Below are 17,401 nucleotides of genomic sequence, written 5' to 3'. Positions count from 1 at the left end.
ATATTTGCAAATGATGTAAGCGCTATATTATAATAGTATTATTATTTTGAACGGAGGAATTATTATGAAAAAATCATTTTTATGGTTTTCAGCCTGTGCCATGCTTCTGGCAGCTTGCCAAGCTTCCCCACTGAAAGCTGATGACAAGCAGACTTCACAGTCAGGTGAGGCGCCTAAGGTTGAGACTGCCTATCAGTCAGATACTGACCAACGTCATTTGGAAGCGCGTTCGGTGGAGACCATTAAGGTGGATGGGCTAGAATTCAAGGATCTGAATAAGGATGGGGAGTTGACTCCTTATGAAGATTGGCGTCTGAAGCCAGAAGAGCGGGCAGAGAACTTGGTGTCTCTTATGTCGCCTGCTGAGAAGGCGGGGCAGATGGTCATCTATGACTTGCCTATGGGCCTCTCTGCTAAAGAAGGAGAAGAAACTAGTCACGATGGCGTTTTACTAGAAGTTGAGAAGGTTCATGAAGAAGGACCATTTAAGGGTCAGACCCAGTACCCAACTTCAGTCATGATTAATGATAAGCATATCCGTCATTTTATCGTGCGTGAAGATGAGTCAGCAGAAGATATTGCTACTTGGGTCAACACCCTGCAAGAAGTAGCTGAAGAGAGTCCTCTGGGGATACCTGTAATTGTGGCTTCCAATTCACGTAATGAGAATGACAAGGCCAAGTTTAATGCGGAGAGCGATTCCCACCATTTTACGCGCTTTCCTGGCACATTGGGGCTAGCGGCCGGAGATAATCTCGAGCGAGTGGAGGAATTTGCTCAAATTGGCCACCAAGAATTCTTAGCTTCCAATATCCGTAAAGGTTATATGTACATGGTGGATACGGCGACCGACCCGCGCTGGTACCGGACGTATGGGACCTTTGGTGAGAATCCGGATCAGATCAGTGATTATATCCAAAGAATTATTCCAGCCTACCAAGGGGAATCCTTGAATGAGAACAGTATAGCCCTAACAACTAAGCACTTCCCAGGTGGGGGCGCTCGTGAGAATGGCTTTGACCCCCACTACGAAGAAGGTAAGTTTAACGTTTATGCGACGGAAGGGAGCTTAGAGACTTACCATCTGCCGCCTTTCCAAGCAGCAGTTGATGCGGGAACTAGCTCTATTATGCCTTATTATGCTATTCCTTCTAATGACAAGTCCTATACGCCTCAAGCGCCGTTTAAGGGCGACTTTGAGGAAGAGATTGCTTTTGCCTACAACCATCAGTTTATCCAAGATCTTTTGCGCGACCAGATGGGCTTTGAAGGCTATATCAATACCGACACCGGGGTTCTTGATGGTATGGCTTGGGGAGCTGAAGATTTAGACAAAGTGGACCGGGCAGCCAAAATGCTCCAAGCGGGTTCGAGTGTCGTTTCAGGAACTAATGAAGTAGAAGTTTTCCAAGAAGCCATTGAGTCAGGCAAAGTAGATGAGAGCACGGTTAACCAGCGCTTGGTTGAAAGTTTGACCGAACTCTTCCAATTAGGACTCTTCGAAGATCCTTATGTAGAAACAGAAGGGGCTAATGACCAAGTTCGGACAGCAGAAAGCTTAGAAACAGCCCAAGAAGCCCATCATGACTCAGTTGTCCTTCTCAAAAATAAGGACCAGACCCTGCCGCTTAAAGAAGATCAAGTCAAAGGAAAGAAAGTCTATGTAGAACTCTTGACCAAGGAAATTGATCCTGAAAAGGCGAAAGAAGGAGAAGCCAAGTCCTTAGCTGATTACAATGCCGACCTCCGTCAAAAGATTGGTGAAAGCTTCCCTGGTCTCGATCTGGTGGATGACTATCATGAGGCAGATATTGCTCTCATCTTTGCTGAGCCTGTTTCTGGATCTTATTTTGAAGCGACGGATGACTACTTAGACTTACAAGTCCACAAGGAAACGGAAGTGGATACCGACCACTTGAAAGATATTCGCGATCAAGTCGACCAATTAGTGGTTAATGTGAACTTTGATATGCCTTTCATCGTGGACCAAGTCGAACCATTGGCGGATGCTTTAACTGCTAGCTTCGATACCTACCTGGAAGCTATACTCGATGTTCAGACAGGTCGAGCAGAAGCCAAAGGGAAATTACCACTGACCCTGCCAGCTAATAATTCAGCAGTTGAAGTTGATGATAAGGGCGTTTCTGTGTCGCCTAATGATGTTCCAGGTTACGATAAGGAGAAACATATGGAAATTCCTTATGCCTACAAGGATAACCAGGGTAATGTTTATAAATATGGTTACGGCCTGACTTATAAAGAAAACTAGGAGAAATGACGAGTGGTTTTCCTATAGGAGACTAGTCATGAAGTACAATAAAGCCGCAGTTAAGCTTTTCACTTAGCTGCGGCTTTTGATCGTACTTATTTTTTATTTAGAAGTCTTAGCCCGCCTTACCAATCGTTAAGGCATAGACAAAGAAGAGGGCGAAGCCAAAGAGGAAGATTAAACCGAGGATGGCTAGGAGTTTTAGCCAGCTAGGGAGATTTTTGTTTTCACGGGTAACGAGGACATAGTTTAAGAGGGCGAAGAAGGGGGTGGTGAGGAAGGAGCCAATCATAGCAAAGCGGAGCATGGTGGCGACTTGACCCGCAAAGAATTGGATGATGATCAGACCGACGATAGCGGTTAGTGTCATCCAGATCTTGAGGGAATTTTGACCGGCTTCTTTCTTATTCAGGAGTAGGCGCAGGGAGATTTCGTTCACCCGGGAGTAGCCATCGATGACGGTGATTACTGTGCCGAAGATGCAGAGGAAGGCGATGAAGGTGATCAAGTAGCGGGACCAGTCACCGAGGACGGAGGCATACATACCCACAAACTGCGAAATATACTTAGCGGAGGCTGCCTCTACTTCTTGCCCGGTGGGGTATTGAATCAGCGCACCGAGAGCGACGAAGAAGACCGCGAGGATGGCGGTGCCGATATAGCCTACGTTAAAGTCGAAGAGGGCGTCTTCCGTGTTGAAGTCAACCGTCTTCCGTTTCTCTGCTGACCAGAGGGAGTTGATGGCTGAGATTTCAATCGGAGCTGGCATCCAACCGACCAAGGAAACGATAAAGGGAAGGGCAGCTAATTGCCAGGGGCTCCGTTCCACAAAGTCCGCACTGTATTCAGGATGTTCAATGGCAGCGATGATTACGGCTAGAACGGTCGCGATGGTCAGAGCAGACATAATCCACTTGGCCATGCCGTCTAGAAGCTTGTAGCCGCCGAAGAGGAGCATAGCCCAGATAAGGCTGATTAAGATGATCGACCATTGAGTAATGGATAGGCTAATCATAGGGAAGGCGCTCGCAATAATGGCTGAACAAAGGATAGCTACCCCTGCTGTATTAACTAAGGCGGAGAAGACATTCAAGATGAAGAAGACCCAGAGATGGAACTTCCCTTTCTCAGCATAGTCTTCCACTAAGGTTTTCCCCGTTTCAGCTGTATATTCCGCGCCGAAGCGGAAGAAAGGATACTTAAAAATATTGGCTAAGATAACCAGAACTAAGAGCGACCAACCATAAGAGGCGCCGGCTTGGGTAGAGGATACAATATGAGACCCACCCACTGCAGCTGAGGCCATGAGGATTCCAGGTCCCATGGCTTTGACTTTGCTAGCCCAGGTGGATTGATTGGCAGTAACAACTTGTGACATAATCATTTCTCCTATCGCTAAATTTTCAGAATACTCTGAATTAGTCCCTAAAGTATATAGAAAAAAGTTTCTGAAAACAAGAGAGGATTTTATTTCAAAGCGCTAATATTTCTTCAAATTGTTGGAGGCTAGCGAAAGATTTGAAGTGAAAGAGGTTTGAGCGGACTCTAACTAGCAAAGCCTATGATTCTTTGAGCTAACCTCTGTTAAGAAATCTGTTAACTTTGGATACAGACAATAAAATATTTAATAGAATAGGAGCTGATTAATTAATTTAGCAGTGAGGGGAGAGAACTTCTTCCGATATTTCTTCCGTGTAATTGCATCCGTTTAAGCTCCCATACTTGCATGCGTGCCAATCCCAGAATCCTTGCCCAATAATCATTAATGTATTCTATCCCTCTAGATATCCCTCCAGTCTTAGATGGAATTTCTTCATGACTTTTATCATGACTTTCTACTATAAGACAAAAAAACAGCGTGACAACAAGGCTTACAAATGCTTGTTATCACGCTGTTTGTAGACGATGGACCGTGAGAGGCTCGAACTCTCGACAGACGGATTAAGAGTCCGCTACTCTACCAACTGAGTTAACGGTCCGTGTCGTTATCGCTTAATGACGATAAATATATCTTACGCCTATCTGAGGAAAATTTCAAGTCTTTTTTGCTATTTTTTCAAAAAAATTTATTGGTCCTAGTTTAAGGGCTTTTTTTCTTTCCGTCCCAGGGTTTTGAATGTGAGCTAAAGTCTAGATGTAGACCGGTGTATTTAAAATAAAAGCCAAGCCCAGGTCTGGACTTGGCTTATCCATTCATGATGGAAACTTATTTGGTTTTCCGGTCAATATCTAAGGCTGTTTGGTATTGGCGAGGCGCTTTTTCAAAGAGGTATTCGCCGTTGCGGATAGAAGCGAGGCATTCAACCCGGCAGCGTTGGGCTTCGAAGGCGCTTGGGGCATCGAGGACGATGAAGTTGGCTGGCTTGCCTTCTTCGAGGCCGTATTGGTCTTCCACTTGCATTAACTTAGCCCCATTATAGGTAATCAGGTCAAAGTTGCGTGGGAAGTCCTCTTCGCGCATGAGCTGGGTAGCGTGGATCCCGTTGTCTAGGATGTTCATCATATTACCGGAACCAGCAGGGTACCACAAGTCCACAATGGAGTCTTGGCCGAAAGCAACGTTGATGTCGTTGTCGACAAATTCTTTGACCCGGGTTAGACCACGGCGTTTAGGATAGCTATCTTGGCGGCCTTGGAGGAAGAGGTTTTCCGTTGGGCAGGAAACAAAGTTCAAGCCGGATTGACGGAAGAGGCCCATCATACGGAAGGCATAGGCATCGTTAACGGAGCCAAATGAGCAGGTGTGAGAAGCCGTTGTTTCTTGGCCGTAGCCTTGTTTCATTGCTTCAGCATTTAACATTTCCAAGAAGCGGGCTTCGTCGTCATCGGTTTCGTCACAGTGGACATCGATCAATTTATCATACTTGATGGCGAGGCGGACAATTTCCTTGATAGAAGCCATACCATCTTCGCGGCTCCATTCATTGTGAGGAATTCCGCCCACACAGTCAGCCCCTAATTGGAGGGCTTCTTCCACCAGGTCACGGCCTGTCTTACCTTCTTCTTCATAGGAGAACATACCGTTTTGTGGGAAGGCGACAACTTGGATGGTAATATTATCTTTTAATTCATCCCGAACTTCTAAGGCAGCTTTGATGCCGGTTAATTTAGGGTCGGTACAGTCAGTTTGGGCGCGGATGAATTGAGTGCCGTATGAAGCCACATCTTTAACGGCTTGGCGGATCCGTTCTTTCATTTCTTCCTTGCTGGTCCCTTTCTTATAGTCATTCCATAAGTCAATCGCTTCGAAGAGGGTCCCAGATTCATTCTTCACCTTAGGATCTTGACCGGTGAAGTAGTAGTCCAAGTGTAAGTGGGAATCGACATAAGGGGGGAGAACCAGGCGGCCCCCTAAGTCAATACTTTCATCAGCTGGGCCTAGGTCTGTCCCAATCGCTTTGATTTTTCCATCTTCAACTAAGATTTCAGATGCATCCTCGTGCTTATAGATAGACGCATTGATAAATTTTTTTGACATCTTATGATTACCTCCTGTAATGATATCTATAACCTAGCTTAAGGTTTCCTATCATTTAAATCAAGTCTTAGGATTGACTTTAACTACCCAGCGCCCCTATTCACATGAGAGTTTGAATACTTGCTCAGATTCGCACAGCAAAAGCTATTTTGGGTCTTGTCAAAGTATTCGCATAAACTATAATGAGCCATAAGCAAATAGATGAAAGGACAAAAATTATGCATCAACAAAGATCAGGCTTTTCTTGGCCACTTTTTATTTTGATGGCTAGTATTACCTTTATGGCCATCTTGTCAGAATTAATGCCTTCGGGTGTCCTGCCCCAGATGGCAGAGGCTTTTGGCATTACGGAAGCTCAGGCGGGAGGTTTTGTGGGTCAATATGCCATTGCCTCGGCAGTCTGCGGCATTCCTATTATTTCAGCTACCGTTGAATGGGACCGCAAGAAGCTCCTCATGCTCTTATTGATCGGCTTTGGTCTCGCTAATTTGGTGATTGGCTTGCTGCCTATTTATTGGTTGGCTGTTTTAGCCCGGATTTTGGGCGGAGTCTGTGCTGGGGCACTGTGGCCTATGATTTCAGCCTACGGAATGAGCCTAGTGAAGCCAAAAGACCAGGGCAAGGCAGTCGCTGTTATCATGGCAGGGACGACAGTCGGTATGAGCTTGGGCTTGCCCCTGATGACCTGGATTGGGACTCGTTTTTCCTTCCGCTTAGAATTCATTGTGATGGCCATTTTTATTGCCCTAGTTGCCTTCCTCTGCCAGACTTTCTTGCCCCATGTACCGGGTGAGAAGCGGTCCCGGTCGAATTCTCCCCTTACCATGTTGAAGAATAAAGGGGTGCTCCTAGTGGTCCTCTTAACGGTGCTCGCTGTCGTCGCCAATTACGGAGTCTATACTTATATTACGAACTTGGTGAAGACCATTGACTATCCCGGCATTGGCCTGGCCCAAATCCTCTTTGGGATTGGCTCGATCCTTTCCGTCCTGCTAGCGGGGATCTTTATTGATCACTACCTCCGCTGGGTATGTGCTGGCATGTTAGGGAGTGCTGCCTTAGCCATGGCTTGCTTCTACTTCTTAGCGAATACGGGCGTACACCACCTAGCTTTTATTCTCTGGGGGATTGGCTTTGGGGCCTTAGTGACGCTCTTTCAAACCGCTGTTACCCGCCAAGTCAGCGAGGGAACGGCTGTCGCAACTTCCCTACAATCCGCGGCCTTTAACTTCTCGATTATGATTGGGTCAACGGTCGGTGGCTGGCTCCTTGCCTCATCGTCTTCAGCAGCGATTGTGATCATGGCACTCTTGCTCCTCCTTATCGCTTTAGGGATCAGCCTAGCTTCCAAGACTTATTTGGCTTAAACTCTAAGACTGTGTCCTTGTGACCAGTCTTTTTTTGTTAGGAACTTGGCCTAATCTTATTAAGACAGCCTAGCTATCGCCAAAGTTCATGTTATAATGGGAGGGAAATTTAGAAGGATTTAAAAAAAGGAGTAAGACAGTTCATGACAAAAGAATCAATCTATGGTCTGACACGGAAGGAAATGGAAGAACGTCTCGTAGAAATGGGCGAGAAGGCCTTTCGCGCGGAACAAATCTGGCAATGGCTCTACCGCCAACGGGTAGGGAGTTTTGCGGAAATGACCAATCTTTCCGAAGACCTGCGCCAAGCTTTAGAAGACCAGTTTAATTTCAGTCCCTTAAAAGAAGAAATTGTGCAACGGGCAGAGGATAAGACGACCAAGTTCCTCTTCCAATTAGCGGATCAGTCTATGATTGAAACGGTTCTAATGTACCACCACTATGGCTTGTCAGTCTGCGTGACGACTCAGATTGGCTGCAATATTGGCTGCCGTTTCTGTGCTTCGGGGCTCTTACCTAAGCAACGTGACCTAACAACAGGTGAGATTGTCGCTCAGATTATGTATATCCAACGCTATCTGGATGCCCGCGGGGAAGGGGAGAAGGTTTCCCATATTGTCGTTATGGGGATTGGTGAGCCTTTCGATAATTATGACAATGTCATGCGCTTCCTCCGTATTGTCAATGATGACAAAGGACTGGCTATCGGTGCCCGCCATATTACGGTGTCAACCTCTGGCTTAGCGCCTAAGATTCGTGAATTCGCCCATGAAGGGATCCAGGTTAACTTGGCGGTTTCCCTCCATGCTTCCAATAATGAGGTCCGGTCTTCTATGATGCGGATTAACCGCAAGTATCCCATGGAAGAGCTTTTCGATGCCATCTATGAATATACCGACCTAACCAATCGTCGGGTGACCTTTGAACATATTATGATTGATGGGGTTAATGACCGGCCAGAGCATGCTCAAGAATTAGCAGATCTGCTGAAACCTATGCGCAAATTAGCCTATGTGAACTTGATTCCTTATAATCCGGTGCCGGAGAATCCTTATCGCCGGTCCAAGCCGGAAGCTATTACCAAGTTCTTTGATGTCTTGATGCAGAACAATATTAACTGTGTCGTCCGTAAAGAATTTGGGACAGAGATTGAAGCCGCCTGTGGTCAGCTGCGCAGCCAGTATGAACGCAAGCGTCGCCAACGCCGCCAACGGGAGCAAGTGCAAGCTGACCAGGCTTAGTGGCCTCTCTTGCGCGCTTAAAGCTTGAAGAAAGGATGTTATGAAGCAATGGATCGCGTGGAACACATTCAGAAAATGGAGGCCCATTTAAGGGATAGCCAGTCCTTTTTTGACGCTCTTGATAAAGACCTCGCTGACTTTGAAGGGCTTGCCCCTGGCTTAGAAGCACTGGAAGCTTATTATGGCAGTCCGGAATGGTTTGATGACCTAGCGGCCTATGATAAGGGACAGCTGCCTAAGGACTTGACTTACCAGGTGCTCTCAGAAGATGGCGTTTATGATGCTCTGGTCGATAAGCACCGGCTGGGCCTGGCCCTCTTAGACTTAGCCCGCCAGCTCTTAGCTTAGGAGGTCAGAAGTGGCACAAGAAAGTAGACAAGCTAATTACTGGTCGGTTCTTTTTCTGCGCTTTCTAGCAGGCTATATCAATGTCACGATGATTATTCATTTTGCGACCACCTTGGCCGGCCATACCGGGTCTCTGACCAATATTCCCATCTTGATTGTCCAACAGAATAATTTTGCCCTGGTGGAGACCTTGTCTGTTGTTATTGCTTTTTTGATGGGGACGATCTTTAGTGGTTTCTGTTATCCCCATGATGATTCGGCGGTTCGCTTGCGCTATACCGCTATTCTGACCGGTTTTGGCCTGGTCTGGTTGGCTACGCCTTGGCTGGACCTTCCGGCGGGGATTTTGTTAGTTCTGACTGCTTTTTCCCTGGGCTTTCAGAATGGTATGCGGCTCTCTTATCGGGGGATTACCGTTCGAACGACCATTATGACAGGCCTAATCACAGATATAGGCGTTATGCTTGGCCGTTGGTTAAACCGCCATCCAATTGAAGTCTGGCGGCTGAGCTTTCATTTGAATAATCTGTGGAGCTTCTTAGCGGGAGGGATCCTCGCCGCTCTGGTGGACCAGTACACCCCCTTCCATGAAATGTTTGTGGCGGGAGTCTTGGACCTCCTTCTGGCGGGTTATTTCTTCTTCTTCCGCGATAGGCTCGAAGTAACCAGTTGGCCCTAGACTATCCAGGGCCTCTTTATTTGTGTATAATTAATAGAAAAATAATATCAGGAGTGATGAGATGACCATTGAAAGTAAACCCATCCTACGAGGCAATGTCTTGATGACCCTAAACCCCATGGGACTCAAGCAGGAAATCCAGAACCAAATCGACTATGTTAAGCGCCAGGGGCACTATGAAGGGCCTAAGAAAGTGCTCGTCCTAGGGGCTTCTTCTAGCTATGGCTTGGCCACACGGATCAGCACTGCTTTTGGGGCAGGGGCAGATACTATTGGGGTGTCTTATGACAAGGGACCTCGTTCAGAGAAGAACTTGGGCACGCCAGGCTGGTACAATAATATCTTCTTCCGCCAAGCAGCAGAAAAAGAAGGCCTAGTAGCGAAGAATTTCGTGGGTGACGCTTTTAGCCAGGAATTAAAGGATGAGGTCATTCGTTACATCAAGGAAGAATTTGGCGGGGCCGTTGATTTAGTGGTCTATAGCTTAGCGACTGGACGTCGGACGGATCCTGAAACAGGCGAAACTTATCATTCGGCCATTAAATCCATCGGGCAAGAAGTGGTTGGTCCGACCATTAATCTACAGAAGGAAGAACTCTACCAAGAAGTGCTCGAGCCTGCTAGTGAAGAAGAAATTGAAGCAACGGTCAAAGTCATGGGAGGCGAGGATTGGTATGCTTGGATCAAGCTGCTTAAAGAAGCGGGCGTCTTAGCCCAAGGGGTCCAAACGGTTATCTATTCCTATTTAGGGAGCGAACTCAACCGGTCCTATTACCGGGATGGGACCCTGGGCCGGGCCAAGGCAGACTGTGACGAGAAGGCTCAGTGGATTGATCAAGAATTAGAAGACTTAGGAGGCAAGGCCCAGGTTGTTGTGGCAACGGCTGTCACCACCAAGGCCAGTGCCGTTATCCCCTTCTTCCCTATTTATTGCATTGCCCTCTACAAGGTGATGGCTGAGCGTGGCAGCCATGAGACGCCAATTATGCACCAAGATCGGATTTACCGTGATATGCTTTATGGGGACCAACCGGAATATGATGACCAAGGCCGCTTGCGGCCGGACCGCTGGGAATTGGATCCCGAGGTCCAAGCCCAAACCGAAGCACTGATTAAGCAGATTCGGCCAGATAATTTCAAGACGGACTTGACGGCCTATGACCTCTTATGGCATGAATTTCTGAATTTGAACGGCTTCGATGTGGACGGTGCTGAGGATCAAGAAGATCTTAGCCTGGAGACTTTGAAAGCTCTCGAACCCTAGAACTTTTTTTGAAATAGGCCTCCACCTCAAGGGCAAAACATGCTATTATGAAGACGTATGATTTTTGATAAAATAGACTGATAAAAGGATGATGAAGATGTCAAGACTGCTAGGTACTGTCGTTCGGGGTTTACGTGCACCGATTATTAAGGAAGGCGATGACCTTGCCCAAATTGTGAAATCAACCCTGGTCCATGCAGCAGACCAAGAAGGATTTAACATTCAAGACAAGGATATTATTGCGGTAACAGAATCGATCTTGGCTCGGGCCCAAGGGAACTTTGTGAGCCTGGATGCGGTCGCCCAAGATCTTAACGAGAAATTTGCTTCCGATACGATTGGGATTGTTTTCCCCATAACCAGCCGCAACCGTTTCTATCCTATTCTTCAAGCCATCGCTCGGGCTAAGTCTAAAGTTGTCATCCAATTCGCCTATCCCCGCGATGAAGTGGGCAATGCATTGATTTCTGATCAGGCCTTAGAAGAAGCTGACATTAATCCTTGGTCGACCAAATTGACTGAGGAAGAATTCATCCAAACTTTTGGCCAACCCAAGCATCCTTTCACAGGGCAAAATTATGTGGCCCTCTATAAGGACTGTGTGGAGAGTGAAGGAGCAGAATGTGAGATTATCTTCTCCAACCGGGTGGAAACCATCCTTGATTATAGCCAGGATGTCTTGGTCTGCACGACGCACAGTCGCGACCGTCTCAAACGCGAGTTGAAGAAGGCCGATAGCCAAGGGGTGGTCCTGAGCCTTGATAATATTCTGACCCAAGCACCGAATGAGGGAGAAAGGTATAATGAAGAGTTTGGCCTACTGGGCGCGAACCTCTCAGGTGAAAATACTCTCAAACTCTTCCCCCGTGATGCCATGACCTTCGTTCGCGACCTCCAAGCAATGATTGCTGAAGAAACTGGTCACACGATTGAAGTGATGGTTTACGGCGATGGCGCCTTCAAGGATCCAGTAGGGCACATCTGGGAATTAGCTGACCCTGTTGTATCTCCTGGCTATACCGATGGCTTAGCGGGAACGCCTCATGAAATGAAATTGAAATACTTGGCCGACAACCAATTTAGCGAGCTCAGTGGCCAAGACCTCGAAGACGCAATGCGTGAACACATTAAGAAACACGAAGAAAACGAAGGGGACACCCACCATAGCTCGGTCGGAACCACCCCACGCCAAATCACTGACCTCGTCGGCTCCCTCGCCGACCTCACCAGCGGCAGCGGCGACAAAGGCACCCCCTTCATCTACATCCAAGGATACTTCGACAACTACTCAGACTAAAGGGTGTGAGGGCTAGCGGGAGAAATAGACCTCTGGAGCAAAGAACCAGAGAAGACTAAAAGTCTTCGGCGGATCTTTGTGAAGAGGAGCTATTTCTGCTAGCCTGAACCCGACTATAAAAGGGTGTGAGAGGGCTAGCGGGAGAAAGGGACCCCTGGAGTAAAAGGCCAGAGAAGGCTGCAAGCCTTCAACGGACTTTTGCTAAGAGGAGCCCTTTCTGCATCCTCGAACCCAACTAAAGGAGCTAAGCCATGTCATTTTTTGATTCGATGAAATCTTTATTAAATCCTGAAGCTAAGCAAGAGACGGTAGCTGAGTCTTCTCACAAGGCAAGCCGGGAGCCTGCTAGTTACCTGCTCATTATTCGCCATGGTCGCCCTGATTATGGGGAGAATCCTGGCAATCCACGCTTGTTGGCAGGGGAAGCGGCTTACTTACAGGACCGCTACCAAGAATTTGAAGACAAGTTGGACCAGCTAGACCTTCAGATCTTATCCTCTCCGCTTAGCCGGGCCCGGGAAACGGCTGAAGCCTTCCAAGCTGCCCTCTCCCCAAATGCTCATTTAGAGATTGCCGAGGCCTCGGACCTGGGGGGTGAAGAAGCCATCCAGGAACGCCTGCAAAAGGGACAGGTTCTCGTAGTGGTGGGGCATGAGCCCTATGCCGGGACTTGGCTCCGCCATTTTGCGGGGCAATACCGGGCTTTTGATAAGGGAGACGCGGCACTAATTGCCATCGATAATGAAGGTAAGGGACGTCTCATTAAATATCTCAAAGCCCATTAATTTCATAAAAGAGGAGGATCACCCATGCGACCATCATATTTTCGCTACCATGATAAGACCCTAAGTAATGACCATGAACCGACCATCTTATGTGGCATTGTCAATGTCACGCCGGACTCTTTCTCAGATGGGGGCCAATACAACAGTGTCGATAAGGCACTCGCCCAAGCCCAAAAATTAATCCAAGCTGGGGCTGGTATGATTGATATCGGTGGAGAATCGACCCGACCGGGTTCTAGCTATGTCCCAGTTGAAGAAGAGATCAACCGGGTGGTGCCTGTTATTCGAGCTCTCAAAGAAGTGACGGATGTTCCGCTTTCCTTGGATACTTGGAAGGCAGACGTGGCAGAAGCTGCGATTGAAGCGGGAATTGATATCATTAATGATATCACCGGCTTCCTAGGTGATCCGCGCATGGCTGAAGTGGTGGGCCAGTCTAAGGCCGGGGCAATTCTGATGTTTAATCCAGTGACCGCCCGCCCAGACCATCCGGGCTCACAGAAATTTCCAGAGTTCGGTGATCAGACTGTCTTTACAGCAGAAGAGAAGGCGGCCTTTAAGGAGATGCCAATTGAAGAACTGATGCTGGCTTACTTGGACAAGAGTCTGGAACGCGCGCATGCAGCAGGCATTGAAGATGACCGCATCATGTTAGATCCAGGTATTGGCTTTGGTTTGACCAAACGGGAAAATCTCAGCTTGATTCAAAAAATGTCCTGTCTCCATGACAAGGGCTACTGGGTCTTCCTTGGGGTATCCCGCAAGCGTTTCATCCAGAACATGGTAGAAGAAGCGGGTTATAATGTGGACGTAACAACCGAGGAAGGCTTCGAAAATCGGGATGAAGCATCAGCTGCTCTGTCTACTATTGCGGCCCGCCAGGGGATCGAGGTCGTCCGCGTCCACACCATGGTCCACCATCGGATAGCCTGCCGGATTGGTGATGCCGTTCGTTTGGCTGACCAGATGGAAGATGTCAATTTTGGTGCCTATAGCAATAAAGATTAAGCCGACTAAGGACGAGTTAAAACTTGTCCTTTTTCTTTGCTAAATCTTAAGGCTTAGTTAGGGCTTTGCCCTGGCTTTTTTGATTGAAACAGGCGATAATAAGGCTAATAATAATGAATAATAAGGAAGGAAGACAGAAATGAAGAACTTGATGATTATTGTGAATCCAACATCAGGGGATAACCAAGGGACTACTTATGCCCAACAATTAGAAGAGAAGTTGGCCCCTCACTTTGATCAAGTCGACCTTAAAGAAACTGAAGGAGATGGGGATGCCACCGCCTTTGCTCGCCAGGCCTGTGAGGAAGGCTATGATAGTGTCTATGTGATCGGTGGCGATGGAACCATCAATGAAGTAGTCAATGGAATTGCGGAACAAGACCACCGCCCCAAGATGGGCTTTTTGCCCGGAGGCACCAATAATACCTATGCCCAGCTCTTCAATATGTCCAATGATATCGAAGAGAGTATCGAGCAGATTAACTTAGAAGAAGTGCGAGCGGTTGATATTGGCAAGTGCAATGATAATTATTTTAGCTATTATGCTTGCTTTGGTGAGATGATTGATGCCACCACTTCTACCAGTTCGGAAGAGAAGGAACGCTTGGGGACTCTGGCCTATGCAAAGAATATCGTGAAAGCCCTCCCCAATGACCAAGTCCAAGAACTCCATATTGAATCCGATAGCGAATCTTTCCACGGCAAAGCTAGCCACGTCTTTGTCCTCTTGACCAACCAAGTCGGAAATTTACGCTTCTCAAATAAGAAGATCAGCCTGCAAGATGGCAAGTTCGATGTGGTGGTTGTGACGGACGAAGGCTTGGGGGCTAAGCTCTCAGCGCTCAAGGATATGGTCTTTGGGCAGTTGAATGAGAATGAGAATATCACAGCCTTTACCTGCCAAGAGTTATCAATTACTTGTCCGGACGAGGATGAAATCCAGCTGGACCTGGATGGGGATATGGGGCCTAAATTGCCGGCACAGCTGAAGGTGCTCCCCCAACATATCCAGTTCTATGTTCCCGAAGCGATGGAAGATTAGCGCCATCCTTTAGTTGAGAAGATCAGTCACAGAAGGCTGGTCTTTTTTATTTTTAGGGAGAGAAATGGTTTATATAATATTGAAAAAGCATACAAGTGAAAGCGATAACGTGTTATAGTAGAGAAGATGAAATGAAGGGGGAATTCGTATGCGGTCTAAGGAAGAATTAATCCAAGAACTGTCCGATATGGTCTTTGAGATGGAAGATGAAGAGATTGTGGAGACAGCTGAGGAATATGTCCAAGCCGGTTATGACGTTCAAGATGCCATTATGGAGGGCTTAGTCGATGGGATGAGCCGGGCGGGGGTGCTTTTTGCTGAGGAAGAGTATTATGTGACGGATGTCTTGATCTGTTCGGATGCTTTGAATGAAGCCATGGCGGTCTTTAAGCCCCTCTTGCTCGAACGTAAGGAAGAAGCGGACCAGCGCCATAAGATTGTTCTGGGAACGGTCGAAGGAGATACCCATGACATTGGGAAGAATCTCGTCAAGGTGATGCTCGAGGTCGGTGGCTTTGAGGTGATCGACTTGGGACGCGATGTGCCCCTAGATGATTTTATTGACCGCGCTTTAGAGGAAGAAGCGGAATTGATTGGGCTCTCTGCTCTGATGACGACAACGATGACGGGAATGAAGACCCTAATTGAACGTTTAGAAGAACGTGGAATTCGTGACCGCTTCAAGGTAATGATTGGTGGAGGGGCCGTTTCTCAATATTATTGTGATGAGATTGGGGCTGACGGCTATTCTGAAGATGCCATTGAAGCCGTCGCCTTGGCCAAACGTTTAGTGGGTGAAAGTGAGGACGAGGGGGAAAGCTAGAATGAAGATTCAAGTTCAAGGCTTTGACCAAGTGATCGATTACGACCCTTCATCAGGACAAACCCTCTACGATTGTTTGGTCGATGCCGGTCTACCTGTGCCGGGGGATTGTGGGGGCCAAGGAACTTGTGGCAAGTGCCGCTTTAAGTGCCTAGCAGGAGAAGTTTCGCTAGATAGCTACCAGGGGAGTCAGGATGCAAGCTTTCCATTGGCCTGCCAGGCTCGTCCCCAAACGGACTTGAGCTTAGCCTTCCTCAATTTAGAGAAGGGCCACCGTATCTTAGTAAGCGGTGACCGTCCAGCGCTCCATGGTCCCAAACGTTGGCGCCAAGCGACTGTTAGCTTAGAGCGTAAGCGACTAGAGGAAGCAAGGGACCTCGACAGTTCACTGGCTGAAGAATTGGGAGTGGATCCCTTCCCTGCCCAAGTTTGGCGAGGCTTGCCCATTCAGCGCCAACAAAGCTATCGGGCTGTTATTTGTGATAAGCAGCTCTTGGCTTTAGAGGTCCAGCCGGAAGACCCGAGCATTTATGGCCTGGCCGTAGATATTGGGACGACTACCCTGGCCGCTAGTCTAGTTAATCTGGAGACAGGCGAAGAAGTTAGCCAAGCAACGGCCCTCAATCCCCAGATCCAGCAGGGTGCTGACGTACTGAGTCGGATTTCTTACGTGATGAAGGAAGGCGAAAGAGGGCTTAAACGGCTCCAACAAGCTATCCGACGAGCCATCCAGGACTTAATTGAGGACCTCAGCCAAGCGGCGGCTTGCCAAGCTAAATCAATTTATGGCCTGAGCCTAGCCGGCAATACGGTGATGACCCACCTCGCCCTGGGAATTGATCCCAGCTTACTCGGCCAGTCCCCTTATTTGCCCATCTTTCGCTCAGGGCAGAAGCTTTCGGCCCAGGCATTTGGCCTGCGCAAATTACCGCCTTCAGCCCAAGTCATGACCCTACCCGCTGTGTCTGCCTATATTGGCTCGGACGTGGTGGCAGGGGCTTATGCCGCCGGTCTCAGCCAAAAAGGAGGTCGCCGACTCTTAATTGATATCGGAACGAATGGAGAAATGGTTCTCCAGGATGGAGAGGCCTATGTGTCTTGTTCCTGTGCGGCAGGCCCAGCCCTGGAAGGAATGATGATTTCCTCAGGGATGAAGGCAGCGAACGGTGCTATTGAAGAATGCCAGTGGAAGGAAGGCCAGTTCGAGCTCCAAGTGATTGGTGAGGGACCAGCTCAAGGGATATGCGGGAGTGGTGTCTTGGCAATTATTCGCGAGGCACTGCGGGCTGAACTCATTAACTACCGCGGTCGTATCGTGGACCCTGACGCTCTAGCCCCTGATGACTGCCGGCGCCCTTATCTTAAAGTGGATACCCAAGGCAAGCGTTACCTGGCCATCACGGACCAAATTCGCTTGACCCAGCATGATATCCGCCAGGTCCAGCTGGCTAAGGGGGCTATTCGCTCAGGGATTGAAGTCCTCCTAGAAGCCAGTCAGCTAGAGCCCCAAGAGGTTGACCAAGTCCTTGTGGCAGGGCAATTTGGCCGCCACCTTGCGGAAGCGAGTTTATTGGCGACAGGCCTCCTGCCTCAAGCCTTTGCCGGGCGCTTGTCCTATATCGGGAACAGTTCCCATAGTGGCGCCTACCTCCACCTAATGGATCGTCAGGCCGCTCAAGGCTTAGAAGACCTCGCCCATGCAATTGATTATATCGAATTATCTCGCCTCGATAACTATGACCGGGTATTTGCGCGAGCATCACTTTTTCCAAGAATAAAAAGAAAGTAGAGGAGATTTTT

At 48.1% G+C, this 17,401-nt stretch carries 14 protein-coding genes and 1 tRNA gene; 12 read left to right on the top strand and 3 right to left on the bottom strand.

All coding sequences use genetic code 11. From position 1 onward, the window contains the following. The first annotated feature begins 64 nt into the window (after window positions 1–64). A complete protein-coding gene (locus tag F6I03_RS07650; protein ID WP_210383775.1) occupies window positions 65–2,269 on the top strand; it encodes a glycoside hydrolase family 3 protein in 2,205 nt (734 codons plus the stop codon). A gap of 115 nt (window positions 2,270–2,384) precedes the next feature. Here F6I03_RS07650 and F6I03_RS07645 read toward each other — a convergent pair whose 3' ends face one another. From F6I03_RS07645 to F6I03_RS07635, 3 genes are all read right to left on the bottom strand, one after another. Further along, a complete protein-coding gene (locus F6I03_RS07645) occupies window positions 2,385–3,647 on the bottom strand; it encodes an NRAMP family divalent metal transporter (RefSeq protein WP_070430009.1) in 1,263 nt (420 codons plus the stop codon). A gap of 528 nt (window positions 3,648–4,175) precedes the next feature. Next, window positions 4,176–4,248, bottom strand: a tRNA-Lys gene (locus F6I03_RS07640). A gap of 227 nt (window positions 4,249–4,475) precedes the next feature. Then, window positions 4,476–5,747, bottom strand: coding sequence for an amidohydrolase family protein (locus F6I03_RS07635; RefSeq protein ID WP_070430010.1), 1,272 nt, complete (start codon window positions 5,745–5,747; stop codon window positions 4,476–4,478). 218 nt (window positions 5,748–5,965) lie between these two features. Between F6I03_RS07635 and F6I03_RS07630 the strand changes: the two genes are divergently transcribed. From F6I03_RS07630 to F6I03_RS07580, 11 genes are all read left to right on the top strand, one after another. After that, window positions 5,966–7,114 (top strand): MFS transporter, encoded by a 1,149-nt coding sequence (locus tag F6I03_RS07630; RefSeq protein ID WP_070430011.1) that lies wholly within the window; start codon window positions 5,966–5,968, stop codon window positions 7,112–7,114. Between the two features lie 143 nt (window positions 7,115–7,257). Further along, complete coding sequence (gene rlmN, locus F6I03_RS07625) at window positions 7,258–8,355, top strand: 23S rRNA (adenine(2503)-C(2))-methyltransferase RlmN (RefSeq protein ID WP_070430012.1); 1,098 nt, start codon at window positions 7,258–7,260, stop codon at window positions 8,353–8,355. 48 nt (window positions 8,356–8,403) lie between these two features. After that, window positions 8,404–8,703: a DUF4298 domain-containing protein gene (locus F6I03_RS07620; protein ID WP_070430013.1), complete on the top strand. Its 300-nt coding sequence runs from the start codon at window positions 8,404–8,406 to the stop codon at window positions 8,701–8,703. Window positions 8,704–8,713: 10 nt separating this feature from the next. Further along, window positions 8,714–9,382 carry a YoaK family protein gene (locus F6I03_RS07615; RefSeq protein WP_070430014.1) on the top strand — a complete coding sequence of 223 codons (669 nt, stop codon included), beginning with the start codon at window positions 8,714–8,716 and terminating at the stop codon, window positions 9,380–9,382. A 61-nt stretch (window positions 9,383–9,443) separates the two neighbouring features. Further along, the gene (gene fabV, locus F6I03_RS07610) at window positions 9,444–10,646 is read left to right on the top strand and encodes an enoyl-ACP reductase FabV (protein ID WP_191622031.1); all 1,203 of its coding nucleotides are present in this window, start codon (window positions 9,444–9,446) and stop codon (window positions 10,644–10,646) included. A 97-nt stretch (window positions 10,647–10,743) separates the two neighbouring features. Then, window positions 10,744–11,943, top strand: a complete 1,200-nt coding sequence (locus F6I03_RS07605; RefSeq protein ID WP_070430015.1) for a coenzyme F420-0:L-glutamate ligase — start codon at window positions 10,744–10,746, stop codon at window positions 11,941–11,943. Window positions 11,944–12,194: 251 nt separating this feature from the next. Beyond that, window positions 12,195–12,728 carry a SixA phosphatase family protein gene (locus F6I03_RS07600; RefSeq protein WP_070430016.1) on the top strand — a complete coding sequence of 178 codons (534 nt, stop codon included), beginning with the start codon at window positions 12,195–12,197 and terminating at the stop codon, window positions 12,726–12,728. 24 nt (window positions 12,729–12,752) lie between these two features. Further along, complete coding sequence (gene folP, locus F6I03_RS07595; RefSeq protein WP_070430017.1) at window positions 12,753–13,736, top strand: dihydropteroate synthase; 984 nt, start codon at window positions 12,753–12,755, stop codon at window positions 13,734–13,736. 139 nt (window positions 13,737–13,875) lie between these two features. After that, on the top strand, window positions 13,876–14,778 hold the full coding sequence (locus F6I03_RS07590) for a diacylglycerol/lipid kinase family protein (protein ID WP_070430018.1): 903 nt from the start codon (window positions 13,876–13,878) through the stop codon (window positions 14,776–14,778). Between the two features lie 148 nt (window positions 14,779–14,926). Continuing rightward, a complete protein-coding gene (locus F6I03_RS07585) occupies window positions 14,927–15,601 on the top strand; it encodes a B12-binding domain-containing protein (protein ID WP_070430019.1) in 675 nt (224 codons plus the stop codon). Between the two features lies 1 nt (window position 15,602). After that, on the top strand, window positions 15,603–17,390 hold the full coding sequence (locus tag F6I03_RS07580) for an ASKHA domain-containing protein (RefSeq protein ID WP_070430020.1): 1,788 nt from the start codon (window positions 15,603–15,605) through the stop codon (window positions 17,388–17,390). The last annotated feature ends 11 nt before the right edge of the window (window positions 17,391–17,401 follow it).

It is taken from the genome of Aerococcus sanguinicola, from assembly GCF_008726925.1.
GTDB lineage: Bacteria > Bacillota > Bacilli > Lactobacillales > Aerococcaceae > Aerococcus.
The sequence above is the reverse complement of the archived record's forward strand: the minus strand, read 5'-3'. Positions and strand labels throughout refer to the sequence as shown.